We start from the raw sequence: 13,811 nt of genomic DNA on the forward strand, positions 1-13,811 counted from the left end.
CACACAAGCCTCGGAACAGAGTATTTCGAATGGCCGGTTCTCGCCCTTATCGCCACCGGCCGAGCCGCTACCCCTTCGCCCAGGTGTGCATCGCGGCCCGCGAGGAGAAGTCGGCGACATCCTTGTCCAGGGGATGGTCGGTGTACTGATGAATACGCCAGGAGGCCTTGATGCGGGGCTTGCCCGCGGTGACGTAGTCGGCGATCCACAGACCGTCCCCGGCATACGACGTGGTGTCGTGGTTCAGCCAGAAGTAGCGATTGCAGTACAGCAGGACCCGGTGGTGCGGCCGCAGCCGTTTGACCTCGCGGATGAACTGGTCCTTCTCCGCGTTACTGGCCCGGGTCCCCTCGCCGTTCTCCTCCCAGTCGACGGCCAGCAGTTCCCCCGCCTTCTCCGGCGCCTTGCTCAGGAAGTACGCCGCCTGCGCCGCGATATTCCCGGGCCACAGGAAGTGATAGAAGCCGACCACACATTCCGCGTCGCGTGCGCGTTTGGTCTGCTCGGCCAGATGCGGGTTGACGTACGAGCGTCCCTCAGTGGCCTTGATGAAGACAAAGTCCAGACCGTCCGTATCGATGGACGACTGATGCGAACTGACGTCGACACCGTGGAGCATGGGCACCGCCTTCAAGTGGTCCGGGTGATTCCGCTTTCTCGTTTGTTAACTGCCCGCGACTTACGCGTCCCATCCGCCGGTCGGGTAGAGGAATCGTTTCGCCGTCACCCGGAATAGCTCCGGGCCGGACCGGGTTGGTGAACCGGCAGGAGCCATTTCACCTGACGCGGGCACCAATTCAGGCAGCGCAGGCACCATCGGAGGTCGGAGCCATGAAGATCGGCATCATTGGCGCGGGAAACATCGGCGGCAATCTCACCAGGCGCCTCACGGCACTGGGTCATGAGGTGTCCGTCGCCAACTCACGCGGTCCGGAGACACTCGCGGATCTGGCCGAGGAGACCGGCGCCACGGCGGTCACCGCGGCGGAGGCGGCCCGGGACGCCCAGGTCGTGGTCGTCACCATTCCGCTCAAGGCCGTTCCGGCGCTGCCCGCCGGATTCCTGGACGCCGCCGCGGAGGGGGCCGCGGTCATCGACACCGGCAACTACTATCCGCAGCAGCGCGACGGCCGCATCGCCGCCATCGAGGACGGCCTGCCGGAGAGCCGCTGGACGGAGACCCAGATCGGTCACCCCGTCATCAAGGCCTTCAACGGGACGTACGCGCAGGACATCATCACCCGGGGCCTGCCGGCCGGCACCGCCAACCGGCAGGCTCTGCCGGTGGCCGGTGACGACGCGGCCGCCAAGGCGGCGGTCCGTGAGCTGATCGACGAGCTGGGCTTCGACACCGTGGACGCCGGAGGGCTCGACACGTCGTGGCGCCAGCAGCCGGGGACACCGGTATACGGCAACCAGGGTGACGCGGCGGCCATCGAGAAGGCCCTGGCCGCGGCGTCCCCCGAGCGCACCGCCGAGTGGCGGGCCTGACACCGGGTTCGCGGGTCCGGGCCTGACACCGGGCGCGGAGATCCGGGCCTGACACCGGGCGCGGAGATCCGGGCCTGACGCAGGCCTCGGAGCCCCGCCCCGGCGGCTCGGTCCGTCAGTCCTCGAAAGCGGTGCTGCGGCTGAGCTTCTCCCAGGTCAGGACCTCGGCACGGGAAGCGTCGAGGGCGGCGAGCACCGCGTCCGCGGCGTCGTTCCCGAGCGGCAGCCGGAGCGGGGTGTCCGGTGCGTCCAGGGCGGTGAGGATCGCTGCCGCCGCCTTGGCCGGGTCCCCCTCCTGCTTGCCGTCCGAGCCCGGAAGATCGGAACGGACCGGGCCCACGGTCGCCTCGTACGCGTGCAGCGCCGCGGACTGGTGCAGGGCGCCGCCGCCGGCGAACCCGGTCCGGAACGACCCGGGCTCGACGATCAGCACCTTGATCCCGTGCGGGGCCACTTCGGCGGCAAGCGCCTCGGACAGGCCCTCCAGCGCGAACTTCGTGGCCGAATAGGCGCCGACACCGGGGAAGGTGAAGCGGCCGCCCATGCTGCTCATCTGGACCACGGCGCCGGAGCCGTTGCGGCGCATGTGCGGCAGCACCGCGCGCACCAGCGCGGCCGGCCCGAAGAAGTGCAGGTCCATCAGATCACGCAGCTCGCGGTCGCTGGTCTCCTCCACGGCCCCGATCATCCCCATCCCCGCGTTGTTGACCACCACGTCGATCCGCCCGTGCCAGAGCACGGTGTCCGCGACGACGTCCGCGATGCGCGCCGTGTCCGTGACGTCCAGCTGGACCGCGACGGCGCGGTCCGGGTGCGCGGCGACGAGGTCGTCGAGCGTCTCCGGCCTGCGGGCCGTGGCGACGACGGTGTCCCCGGCGGCGAGTGCGGCGGAGGCGATGGCCCGGCCGAATCCGGAGGAGGCACCGGTGATCAGCCAGACCCGTCCCGGCGCCCCTTCCCCGGTGGCCGCGGCGTGTCCGTCGTTCGTGCGGTGCTCGGCGTTCATGGCCAACTCCATCTGTTCTCCGGTTCGTTGCGGTGATTCAGTTATGTCATCCGGCTCCCCTGGCGGTCCAAGACAGAGACTCGTCGGACCGATAAAGACGACTTATGATGCCTGGATGGAGCTGCGTCAACTGCACTACCTCACCGTGATCGCCGAGGAGGAGAACCTGGGACGGGCCGCCCGGCGGCTGTTCGTCAGCCAGCCCGCCCTCTCCTACGCTCTCAAGAGCCTGGAGTCGGAGCTCGGGGTGCGGTTGTTCGACCGGCACGCCGGGGGCGTCTCCGCGACCGCGGCAGGGCAGGACGTGATCGCGGAGGCGCTGCTGACGGTTCGCCAGGCGGAGCGGGTGTCGGCGGCGGCCGAGCGGCACACGCGCGGCGAGACGGGCGTACTGCGGGTGGGTTTCGAGGCGAGCGGCGCCGGCGAACTGACCACGCGCGCCCGCGCGGAGTTCGCCCGGCGCCACCCCGGGGTACGGGTGGCGCCCAAGCGCTACGACTGGGGGCAGGAGGCCGACGCGCTGCGTGACGGCCAGGCCGATGTCGCCTTCGTCTGGCTGCCCAACGACCTGAGCGGGCTGCGCGGCGAGCTGGTGCACACCGAACCCCGTGTCGTGGGGCTGCCCTGCGGGCACCCGCTGGCGGGCCGGTCGGGCATCTCGGTGCTCGAAGTGGCCGACGAACCCCTGTTGTGGACCCAGCGCGCGCCGCGCGAGTGGGTGGACTGGTGGGCGGTCAACCCCCGGCCGGACGGTTCGAGTCCGAAGTGGGGGCCGACCAATGACAACGTCGAGGAGATGCTGGAGCAGGTGGCGGAGGGCTCCTCCGTCTGCTTCGCCCCTCTGAGCATGGCCCGGTACTACGCGCGGCCGGACCTCGCCTGGGTCCCGCTGACCGATGTGGAACCGCTGCGGGTGGTGCTCGCCTGGGCGGACGGCAAGGACACCGCGCTGGTACGCGGCTTCGCCCAGGTCGTACGGGAGCTCGTCGCAGCGGCGGACGCTCCGGCCGGCTGACCGCCGGTCAGAGCCGTACGCCGTCAGCGCCTCACATCGTCAGAGCCTTTCGTCGTCGGGGCGGGCCGGCAGGCTGTCCATGAAGGAGCTCACGGAGAACACCGCGCGTCCGGGACCCGGCGGACCGTAGCCGGGGGGCGAGGTCAGTCCGTACTCCTCCATCGTCGAGCGGTAGGCGTCCAGCAGCCGGATGTGGTACTCCAGCGGCGCGCCGTCCGGGTTGGTCTTCCCCAGCGGTGTCGTGGGCTCGGGGCACCAGGTGGTGAAGCGGGGCGTGATGCCGTGCGACATGAAGAACCGCAGGCCCTCCGTGGTGGAGTCGATGGCCTCCTTCACCGTGGTGAAACCGAACGGCTCGGCCATCTCCACGCCTGCGACGAAGTTGGGGATGACGTTGCGGGCGCCGAAGACCTCGGCGGAGTCCAGGATGCGGCGGTGCCATTCGTCGCGGCCGACGTAGCGCTCCTTGCCGGGGCAGTACAGCTCGAACAGCCGGGGGTCCCAGACCTCGTAGTTGGGGTGGTAGATCTGCACGCCGTAGTCGTGGAAGCGCTGCACATCGGCCTTGGGCAGGGCCTGGGCGACGACCTTGCCGATCCAGCGGCCGGGGAAGCGCTCCTCGATGGCCTTCGCGTACTGGCCGTAGAAGTCGGCCTCGTCCCGGCCTCCGATGTGCGAGGTGATGGCACCGCCGGTGAGCGTGTAGGCCGTGGACGTCTTCGCGGTGTCGTAGCGGTCGATGATGGCCAGCGCCTCAAGGACCTCCTCGACCGGCTTCACTCCGGTGTACGGACGGCCCGCGGCCTTGTGCTGGCGCCAGTTGTGGTTGATGTCGCAGTACTGGCACTCCTCCTTGGCGCCGAAGTACTGGCAGACGCGGAAGACCGTCAGATAGACGAGGTAGCCCCACTGGATGGTGGGCGCCACCTCCATCACGGACTTGCCGTTCTCCAGCGTGTGCCGGTAGTAGTCGGGCATCGGGGGAAGCCCGACGTCGGAGATCCGCCTGCCGTCGAGGTAGAGCCCGAGCACGCCGTCGGCGTCGGCCGCGACCCGGTAGGGCGATGCGGGGTTCACCCGCACGGAGACCACGGTGCGCCGCAGTTCGTACGGTCCGCCGGTGAGGACGATCTCCTCCGGCGGCCGGCGCAGCGCGGCGGCCCCCAGCTCGGGCAGGGTGCCGTGGTCGAAGGAGAAGATGAAGTACGACTTCGGCTTGACGTCACCGCCCTCGTTGTCGCTGAGCGCTGACTCGTCGAAGGCCAGCCCGCCGCGCAGCAGGTCCTCCTTGATCACGGCCTCCCTGGGCACGTGCGGGAACCGCTCCATGAGCTCTTCGACCAGGCGGGTGCGGCCTGCGTCGGTGCTGTCTGGCTCGGTACGGCCGGTGTCTGTGCGGCTGGGCATGTGCGGGGCTCCTCGGTCCGGTTGTCGGTGATGTTCCGGATACGCCACCTGTGCAACGAACAGCGGAGCGGATGCGTTCTCGATCCCGCGCACCGGATGCGGGGACGGTCTCGACGCCCGCCGCCGCAGCCTATGTGACCGGCCAGTAGGGTGTGGGGCCCGGGAGCCCGTCGGCCGTGCGGCCGTCCCGACGCCCGGTGGTTGCCGCAGTCGGCCGCGGATCGGAAGTGCTTCATGACCCGCACCATGTCCGTTTCGGACAGCACGGTGGTCTCCGTCGCGCCCTCGGCGGTGTACGCGCAGATCAGCGACCCGACCGCGATGGGGCGCTGGAGTCCGGAGAACCGGGGCGCGAAGGTGCTCGGGGAGCGCCGGGAGGCGCACGTCGGCATGGTCTTCGAGGGCCGCAACAAGCGCGGCAGGATGAGCTGGACGACGCGGTGCACGGTGACCGCCGCCGATCCGGGCGAGCGGTTCGCCTTCCGGGTCCACGCGATCGGCGCCCGGCGGCCGGTACTCCCCGGCGCGATCGCCACCTGGGAGTACCGGTTCGAGGAGGTGGACGGCGGCACCCTGGTCACCGAGACCTGGACCGATGACCGTCGCCGCTGGCCGGACTTCCTGGCCAACGCCTTCGACCGGGCGGCCACCCGGGGTCATACCTTCGCGGACTTCCAGCGCGGCAACATCCGCACGACGCTCCAGCGGCTCAAGGGGGCGCTGGAGGCTCCGCTGGACGGGGACGCGCCCGAGGCGTAACCGGCTCCCCCGGCCCTTTCAACGCTCCCAGTGCGAGGGAAGGCTGAGCGACACGGGGATCCGGGCGGCGCCGTCGCCCTGGGCCGCGTTGAGCTGTGCCTGCGTCAGGAAGAGTGCTCCGGTGAGGTCCGCACCGGACAGTCGCGCGTCCCGGAAGTCCGCGCCGATGAGGTCGGCGAGCCTGAGATCGGCGCCGGTCAGGTCCGCCGCGATGAGACAGGCGCCGCGCAGATCGCCGCCGCGCAGGTCGGCTCCCTTGAGGCGGGCGCCGATGAGGTCGGCGCCGCGGTGGTCGCGCTTCTTCTTACGAGGGGCGGTGGCACGGACTAGTTCGCTGGTGCGCGCGAGCAGGGCGGCGACGCCGTCACGGTGAGCGGCGACGTCCAGCTCCGCGAGGGCGTCGGCATCGAGGTGGGTGAGGCGCTCGGTCTCGTCGAGGACGCGGCGGATCTCGCCGTGGAGCGGGCGGGCCGGTGCCAGCTCGGCCGCCTCCGTCAGATACCAGAGCAGCTCGTGCAGCTGCCGCATGACCGGGAAGACCTCGAACATCCGCTGGGCGCTCTCCGGGGCCGCGCGCCAGTCCTGTCCGCCGAAGGTCTCCCCCGAGACCTTCTGTCCGGCGCCGAAGCAGTCGTACACGGTGCAGCCAGGAAAGCCTTCTGAACGCAGCCTGGTGTGGATGCCGCAGCGGAAGTCGTCCTGAAGGTTGCGGCAGGGTTTACCGGCGTCCTTGTTGATGGCGAAGTCCGCGGAGCGGGTGAGGGTCAGCGCCACGCAGCACAGCCCGAAGCAGTTCCCGCAGTCGGAGCGCAGGCCTGCCCGGCCGGTGCCGTCCGGGTCGTCGGTGCCGGGAGCTCGGTCGGTATCGGGCACGGTGCGGGTGTCCTTCGGTGTGCGGGGTGCATGAACGGCCGAGCCTACCGAGGTCCCCGGCGGGCCCGGTCCACGCGGTGTCCATTCAGGAGAACGGGGGGCCTCCCCCGCGGCCGGCAGCCCCGCGCGCGACAATGATGGCCAATACATCTTTATGGGAGGTGGCCACCATCGTGGCGAACGCACCGGTCGACAGCATTCCGGCCAGGCGGGTACTGACCGATCCGGCGGGCCTGGCCCGGTACCAGCACGACGAGGCCGAGTGGGCTCCGTACGGCATGCCGCTGGCCGTGGTCCGCCCGGCGAGCACCGACGAGGTGCGGGATGTGGTGCGCCACTGTCTCGCCCACCGCATTCCCCTGGTGCCTCGCGGCGCGGGCACCGGTCTGTCCGGCGGGGCCAACGCCGTGGACGGGGCGATCATCCTGTCGTTCGAGGACATGAACCACATCGTCGACATCGACGCGGCCGAGCGGCTGGCCGTGGTCCAGCCCGGTGTGGTCAACGACGACCTGCGGGCGGCCTGCGCGGAGCACGGGCTCTGGTACCCGCCGGATCCGGCGAGTTCCCCGTGGTCCACGATCGGCGGGAACGTCGCGACCAACGCCGGCGGGATGTGCTGCGTCAAGTACGGCGTGACCCGCGACTACGTGCTGGGCCTCGAAGTGGTCAACGGGCTCGGCGAGGTCGTCTCGCTCGGACGCCGCACCGCGAAGGGTGTGGCGGGGTACGACCTGGCCGGGCTGATGGTGGGCTCCGAGGGCACACTCGGGGTGATCACGGAGATCACCGTACGGCTGCGCCCGGCACGCCTCCAGGAGCGGACGGTCGCGGGCTTCTTCTCGTCGGTGGTCGCCGCCGGTGAGGCGGTGAGCGCCGTGACCGCGTCCGGTGTCATCCCGTCCGCGCTCGAACTGGTCGACCGCCACTGCCTCGCCGCCGTGGACGCCTGGAAGAAGATGGGGCTGTCCACGGACGCGGACGTGGTGCTTCTCGGCCGGGTGGACACTCCCGGGGCCGAGGGTGACGCCGAGGCCGAGCTGATCCGGGACTGCTTCGAACAAGCCGGCGCGAGCTGGGCCGCGGTCTCCACCGACCAGCAGGAGGCCGATGCCCTGTTCCAGGCCCGACGGCTGGCGTATCCGGCGCTCGAACGGCTCGGCCCGGTCCTGACGGAGGACGTCTGCGTACCTCGTACCGCCGTTCCGGAGATGCTGGCCCGGATCGAGCGGACGGCGGCCAGGCACGACGTCCTGATCGCCAACATCGCCCATGCGGGGGACGGCAATCTGCATCCCCTGATCATCACGCCGCCGGGTGACGAAGCGGCGCGTGCCCACGCACAGTCCGCCTTCGAGGACATCCTGGACGACGCGATCGCGCTCGGCGGCACGGTCACGGGCGAGCACGGGGTCGGACTGCTGAAGATGCGCGGCATGGACAAGGAGCTGGGCCCCTCGGTGCTCGCCATGCACCACGCGGTGAAGGCGGCACTCGACCCGCACGGCATCCTGAACCCGGGCAAGGTCCTGACAGACATCGGCTGACACCGGCCCTGGGCCTTCGGCCGGAGCCCCGTGGCCGGTGGCGCGGCGTTGTCAGTGCGGCGGCGCACACTGGCGGCAAGCGCGTACGGGCGAAGGGGGAAGCGGATGGGCGACGAGGAGGAGGCCGGTTTCGAACCGGCCACCGGTGAGGGCCCGTCACCCCTGGGGCCGGCGGAGAAGCGTGCCGCCGCGGTGCGGGCGGCGTTCGCCGGGATGGTGCAGATCCGGCGGCTGGCCAACTCGGGGCACCCGGACCCGGAGTCCGTTCCGGCCCCGTGGGAGCGGCACAGGCCGGTACGCGCCGTCGCCCTCACGCTGGAGGCGTCGGGGCTGTCCGCCTCGGCGGTCGACGCGTCGGGGCGGCGTACGGCGACCGGATACCGGGTGGAGGCCGCCACGGCTCCGGGGACCGTACGCGTCGAGTGGCTCGGCCCGCCCGGCAGCGGGGCGGCGCACGAGGAGGGCGACGAACTGAACCGGTGCGCGGCGGCGTTGCGGGCATCGGGCTGGACCGCGTTGCTGTACCACGGCCCGCGCCGCCGGAGATTCCTGGAGGTCGAGCCACCGGCCGGCGTACACGCGCCTGACGGCTCGTAGGGACCGCGCCGGGCCTGGCCCTGGGGTGTTGTCAGACCCATGGGGGATGCTTGTGGGTCCGACACCTCTGACCGGGAGATGCTGAGATGCGCGATGCCGAACTCGCCGCGGCGCGGGCGTACGTCCGTCTGCTGGAAGCCACCCGGGCCGCCCTCTGTGACCCGGATGACGCCCCGCTGTACATGTCCCTGCTCGCCGCACCGATCGAGGAGGCCGACGGCGCGCTGCGGCGGGCCGGGCTCTCGGGCAACGAGTCACAGTTCTTCGACCTCGTCCGCTCGCTCCGTCCGAGCATGTCGGACAGCGGGCACTGAGCCGAGCCGCGCGGCGGGCGCCGACACGGTCCGGCACGCCTCGGGTCCGAGGCCGCAGGGTGCAGCTCCGGGCCTTGACGTGATCCGCCGGGTCCGGGGATCATGTCCGAGGCGTGGCCTACGCCTTACCTCCCCCGGCCGTCCCCAGCTCGGCCTGCCACGGAGGCGAAGGGACTTCCTGTCTCAGGTCGCTGTCATGGTCCGATCGTCTCGGGTGTGGTCGCTGGGGGGGCTCGCGCCCGTGGCGTGGAAGGCCAGATGACAGCCCACAGGAATCTCAAGCGCCGGGTGCGCGCCCGCGCCGCCAAGACCGGCCAGTCCTGTTCGACTGCCCTCCGGCATTTCCGTTCGGCTCCCCGAGGAGACGTCATGCCGGAAGAGAACTACGTACGTTTGGCCGTGGCGTAGACGACGGTCCGTCAAAACCCCCGCAGCAGCTCCGAGCTGAGGGACAGTGGCGCCGAGGTGCGCAGCCTGATGCGCGAGGCCAGGGCGGCTGGTGCCAGGGTGGTGCAGTTCCCCGAGGGGGCCACCTGCTCCCCGGACAAGCGGCTGCTGTCCGTCGACGGTCCTGACGAGCCCGGCCCGGCCGACTGGAGCAGGTTTCAGTGGGGCGTGCTCCACGAGGAGCTGGCTCTGACGGCCCGTCTGGCGCGGGAGCTGGGGCTGTGGACCGTGCTCGGTTCGGTCCACCGGCTGACCGCCCCCAACCGCCCGCACAACAGTCTGTACGTGATCTCGGACCGAGGCGATGTGGCGACCCGCTACGACGAACGCATGCTGTCGCACACGAAGGTCTCGTACCTGTACGCGCCGGGGTCGGCACCGGTCACCTTCGAGGTCGACGGGGTCCGGTTCGGCTGCGCGCTCGGCATGGAAGCGCACTTCCCTGAGCTCTTCGGCGCATACGAACGGCTCGACGTCGACTGCGTGTTGTTCTCGACCACGGGTGGAGGCACCGGAGGCGGAACGGGCTTCGCCACCGAGATGCGGGCACACGCGGCGACGAACCGGTACTGGACCGGCTTCGCCGCACCCGCCCGGCTCGCCGGTGAGGCACCGGCGGGAGTGATCAGCCCGGACGGCGAATGGGCTGCCCGCTGCCCGGGGGACGGAACGCCTTCGCTGGCCGTCGCGGACCTCGGCCCGCAGGACCCCGCCAGTGCTCTGGCCAGGCCTTGGCGGCGCAAGGCACGGGCCGGTATCTACGACGGGCACCTGGTCGAGGACGCCCGCAGCGACGACCGCACCGCCTTCTAGAAGCGGCCTTTCCGGCCGCCTGACCCTGCCCGGCCTGCCCGAGGATCCCTCGGGCAGGCCGGGCCCGCCTTCAACCGGGTCGCCCCGATCTGTGGTGAATTGATTCAAAACCCGGTTCAAACCAAGAACAAGACCGGCCAGCTGCTTGACTAGTCGTCGGCGCCAAACCTAGCGTACGTTCCAGATGAAACGATTCACATCCTCTCTGACGGCTGCGGTCGCCGGATGACTCTGCTTACGAGGTGCTCATGTCTGATGTGTCGGTCGTCAAGGCAGCCCTGAAGTCTCAGGTGATCGAGACTCCTTCATGGGGTTACGGTAATTCCGGAACTCGTTTCAAGGTGTTCGCACAGCCGGGGGTGCCACGCGACCCGTTCGAGAAGACGGAGGACGCGGCACAGGTGCACGCGTTCACCGGGGTCGCGCCGAAGGTGTCGTTGCACATTCCCTGGGACAAGGTGGCGGACTACGCCGCACTGACCCGGCACGCCGAGGGCCTCGGGCTGCGGATCGGCGCGATCAACTCGAACGTCTTCCAGGACGACGACTACCGACTGGGTTCGGTCACCCACCCCGATGCGGCGGTGCGGCGCAAGGCGATTGGCCATCTGCTGGAATGCGTCGACGTCATGGACGAGACCGGCTCGCCCGATCTCAAGCTGTGGTTCTCCGACGGCACCAACTACCCCGGCCAGGACGATATCGCCACCCGCCAGGACCGGCTGTCCGAGGCGCTGGCAGAGGTGTACGAACGGCTGGGCGACGACCAGCGGATGCTGCTGGAGTACAAGCTCTTCGAGCCCGCGTTCTACGCCACGGATGTGCCGGACTGGGGCACTGCCTACGCGCACTGCCTCAAGCTCGGGCCGAAGGCCCAGGTGGTCGTGGACACCGGTCACCACGCACCGGGCACGAACATCGAGTTCATCGTGGCGATCCTGCTGCGCGAGGGCAGGCTCGGCGCGTTCGACTTCAACTCCCGCTTCTACGCGGACGACGACCTGATGGTCGGCGCCGCCGACCCCTTCCAGCTGTTCCGGATCATGCACGAGGTGGTCAAGAACGGCGGCCTCAAATCCGAGACCAACGTCAACTTCATGCTCGACCAGTGCCACAACATCGAGGCGAAGATCCCGGCGGTGATCCGGTCGGTCACCAATGTGCAGGAGGCGACCGCGAAGGCGCTGCTGGTGGACGGTGACGCGCTCGGCGCCGCGCAGAAGTCGGGCGATGTGCTCGCGTCGAACGCCGTCCTGATGGACGCGTACAACACCGACGTGCGGCCGCTGCTCGCCGAGGTGCGCGAGGAACTGGGGCTGGCCCGTGACCCCTTCGCCGCCTACCTCGCCTCCGGTAACCAGGAACGCATCGCGGCCGCCCGGGTGGGCGGCACCCAGGCCGGCTGGGGCGCCTGACCCCTTCCGCCGCTCCCCGCCGGCCGTCCGTCCCCCGCAGTGAACGCACCATTCACCCCGAAGGAACCCCTATGACGTCCGCGACGCACGCCGAGGTCGCCGCGCTCCTGGAGCGCGCGCACCGGATCGGCGCCGATCCCCGCAACACCAACTACGCCGGTGGCAATACGTCGGTGAAGGCGGTCGGCGCCGATCCGGTCACCGGCGGCGGGACCGAGCTGCTCTGGGTCAAGGGCTCCGGGGGTGATCTCGGCACACTGACGGAGGCGGGTCTCGCCGTCCTCCGGCTGGACCGGGTCCGCGCGCTCAAGGAGGTGTACCCGGGCGTCGAGCGCGAGGACGAGATGGTGGCGGCCTTCGACTTCTGCCTGCACGGCAAGGGCGGTGCCGCACCGTCCATCGACACCGCCATGCACGCCCTGGTCGAGGCGGCGCACGTCGACCACCTGCATCCGGACTCGGGGATCGCCCTGGCGTGTGCGGCCGACGGCGAGAAGCTGACCGCCGAGTGCTTCGGGGACAGGGTGGCCTGGGTGGGCTGGCGCCGGCCGGGGTTTCAGCTCGGCCTCGACATCGCGGCCGTCAAGGAGGCCAACCCGCAGGCGGTCGGGGTGGTTCTGGGCGGTCATGGAATCACCGCCTGGGGTGATACGTCCGACGCTTGCGAACAGAACGCGCTGTGGATGATCCGTACCGCCGAGACGTTCCTGCTGGAACGCGGCAGGGCCGAGCCCTTCGGTCCCGTACTGCCGGACCGGATGCCTCTGCCCGAGGCGGCGCGTCGCGAACGGGCGGCCGCACTCGCTCCCTTGATCCGTGGTCTGGCGTCCACGGACCGCCCCCAGGTGGGGCACTTCACCGACGCCGCCCCGTTGCTGGACTTCCTGTCCCGCGCGGAGCACCCACGCCTCGCCGCGCTCGGCACCTCGTGCCCGGACCATTTCCTCCGTACGAAGGTCAGGCCGCTGGTCCTGGACCTTCCGGCGGACGTGCCGCCGGCCGAGGCCGGGGAGCGGCTGCGGGAGCTGCACGCGGAGTACCGGGAAACGTACCGGGCGTACTACGAGCGGCACGCCACTCCCGGCTCCCCCGCCATGCGCGGTGCGGATCCGGCGATTGTGCTGGTGCCCGGGGTGGGCATGTTCTCGTTCGGGAAGGACAAGCAGACCGCGCGGGTGGCCGGGGAGTTCTACCTCAATGCCGTCAACGTGATGCGCGGCGCCGAGGCCGTCTCCTCGTACGCACCGATCGAGGAGTCCGAGAAGTTCCGGATCGAGTACTGGGAACTGGAGGAGGCCAAGCTGCGCCGGATGCCGAAGCCGAAGCCGCTGGCCACCCGGGTGGCGCTGGTGACCGGTGCGGGCTCGGGGATCGGGAAGGCCATCGCGCACCGGCTGGCCGCCGAGGGCGCGTGTGTGGTCGTCGCCGACCTGAACGCGGAGAGCGCCGCGGCGGTCGCCGAGGACCTCGGCGGAGCGGACCGGGCGGTCGCGGTGACGGTCGATGTCACCAGCGAGGAGCAGATCGCCGCGGCGTTCGAGGCCGCCGTGCTCGCCTTCGGCGGTGTGGACCTCGTCGTCAACAACGCGGGGATCTCCATCTCCAAGCCGCTGCTGGAGACGACGCTGCGCGACTGGGATCTGCAGCACGACATCATGGCACGCGGTTCGTTCCTGGTGTCCCGGGAGGCCGCCCGGGTGATGCGGGCCCAGGGCATCGGCGGCGACATCATCTACATCGCTTCCAAGAACGCCGTGTTCGCGGGTCCGAACAACATCGCGTACTCCGCGACCAAGGCCGACCAGGCCCATCAGGTGCGGCTGCTGGCGGCGGAGCTGGGCGAGCACGGGATCCGGGTGAACGGCGTCAACCCGGACGGTGTGGTGCGCGGTTCGGGGATCTTCGCCGCCGGCTGGGGCGCGCAGCGGGCGGCGACGTACGGCATCGAGGAGGAGCGGCTCGGGGAGTTCTACGCCCAGCGGACCCTGCTCAAGCGCGAGGTGCTGCCGGAGCATGTCGCCAATGCCGTGTTCGCTCTGACCGGCGGCGACCTCACGCACACCACCGGTCTGCACATCCCTGTCGACGCCGGTGTGGCGGCGGCGTTCCTGCGATGACCCGGACACG

At 70.5% G+C, this 13,811-nt stretch carries 12 protein-coding genes and 1 pseudogene; 9 read left to right on the top strand and 4 right to left on the bottom strand.

The window, feature by feature from the left end:
- Window positions 1-67: 67 nt before the first annotated feature.
- Window positions 68-619, bottom strand: a complete 552-nt coding sequence (locus RLT59_RS00435) for a glycoside hydrolase family 25 protein (protein ID WP_311301490.1) — start codon at window positions 617-619, stop codon at window positions 68-70.
- 176 nt (window positions 620-795) lie between these two features.
- Here RLT59_RS00435 and RLT59_RS00440 point away from each other — a divergent pair, with 176 nt between their 5' ends.
- Window positions 796-1,491 carry an NADPH-dependent F420 reductase gene (locus RLT59_RS00440; RefSeq protein WP_311307566.1) on the top strand — a complete coding sequence of 232 codons (696 nt, stop codon included), beginning with the start codon at window positions 796-798 and terminating at the stop codon, window positions 1,489-1,491.
- Between the two features lie 115 nt (window positions 1,492-1,606).
- On the opposite strand, the gene RLT59_RS00445 is transcribed toward RLT59_RS00440, so the two are convergent.
- Window positions 1,607-2,497 (bottom strand): oxidoreductase, encoded by an 891-nt coding sequence (locus tag RLT59_RS00445; protein WP_311301491.1) that lies wholly within the window; start codon window positions 2,495-2,497, stop codon window positions 1,607-1,609.
- A 115-nt stretch (window positions 2,498-2,612) separates the two neighbouring features.
- On the opposite strand from RLT59_RS00445, the gene RLT59_RS00450 reads away from it, so the two are divergent.
- Window positions 2,613-3,512, top strand: a complete 900-nt coding sequence (locus RLT59_RS00450; protein WP_311301492.1) for a LysR family transcriptional regulator — start codon at window positions 2,613-2,615, stop codon at window positions 3,510-3,512.
- A gap of 39 nt (window positions 3,513-3,551) precedes the next feature.
- On the opposite strand, the gene RLT59_RS00455 is transcribed toward RLT59_RS00450, so the two are convergent.
- Window positions 3,552-4,919, bottom strand: coding sequence for a radical SAM protein (locus tag RLT59_RS00455; RefSeq protein WP_311301493.1), 1,368 nt, complete (start codon window positions 4,917-4,919; stop codon window positions 3,552-3,554).
- Between the two features lie 234 nt (window positions 4,920-5,153).
- Here RLT59_RS00455 and RLT59_RS00460 point away from each other — a divergent pair, with 234 nt between their 5' ends.
- Entirely contained in the window at window positions 5,154-5,678 is a 525-nt protein-coding gene (locus tag RLT59_RS00460) for an SRPBCC family protein (RefSeq protein ID WP_311301494.1), read from the top strand.
- Between the two features lie 18 nt (window positions 5,679-5,696).
- On the opposite strand, the gene RLT59_RS00465 is transcribed toward RLT59_RS00460, so the two are convergent.
- Window positions 5,697-6,551 carry a pentapeptide repeat-containing protein gene (locus RLT59_RS00465; RefSeq protein ID WP_311301495.1) on the bottom strand — a complete coding sequence of 285 codons (855 nt, stop codon included), beginning with the start codon at window positions 6,549-6,551 and terminating at the stop codon, window positions 5,697-5,699.
- 173 nt (window positions 6,552-6,724) lie between these two features.
- Here RLT59_RS00465 and RLT59_RS00470 point away from each other — a divergent pair, with 173 nt between their 5' ends.
- The 6 genes and pseudogenes from RLT59_RS00470 (at window position 6,725) to RLT59_RS00495 (ending at window position 13,801) form a co-directional block, all read left to right on the top strand.
- Window positions 6,725-8,098, top strand: coding sequence for an FAD-binding oxidoreductase (locus RLT59_RS00470; RefSeq protein ID WP_311301496.1), 1,374 nt, complete (start codon window positions 6,725-6,727; stop codon window positions 8,096-8,098).
- A 105-nt stretch (window positions 8,099-8,203) separates the two neighbouring features.
- The gene (locus RLT59_RS00475; protein ID WP_311301497.1) at window positions 8,204-8,695 is read left to right on the top strand and encodes a hypothetical protein; all 492 of its coding nucleotides are present in this window, start codon (window positions 8,204-8,206) and stop codon (window positions 8,693-8,695) included.
- 86 nt (window positions 8,696-8,781) lie between these two features.
- Entirely contained in the window at window positions 8,782-9,009 is a 228-nt protein-coding gene (locus RLT59_RS00480; protein ID WP_311301498.1) for a hypothetical protein, read from the top strand.
- 432 nt (window positions 9,010-9,441) lie between these two features.
- Window positions 9,442-10,269, top strand: a pseudogene (locus tag RLT59_RS00485) (carbon-nitrogen hydrolase family protein); the annotation flags it as partial.
- 248 nt (window positions 10,270-10,517) lie between these two features.
- Complete coding sequence (rhaI, locus tag RLT59_RS00490; RefSeq protein WP_311301499.1) at window positions 10,518-11,684, top strand: L-rhamnose isomerase; 1,167 nt, start codon at window positions 10,518-10,520, stop codon at window positions 11,682-11,684.
- 71 nt (window positions 11,685-11,755) lie between these two features.
- The gene (locus RLT59_RS00495) at window positions 11,756-13,801 is read left to right on the top strand and encodes a bifunctional aldolase/short-chain dehydrogenase (protein WP_311301500.1); all 2,046 of its coding nucleotides are present in this window, start codon (window positions 11,756-11,758) and stop codon (window positions 13,799-13,801) included.
- Window positions 13,802-13,811: the final 10 nt, after the last annotated feature.

This window comes from Streptomyces sp. ITFR-6, from assembly GCF_031844725.1.
In the GTDB taxonomy this organism is placed as follows: Bacteria; Actinomycetota; Actinomycetes; order Streptomycetales; family Streptomycetaceae; genus Streptomyces.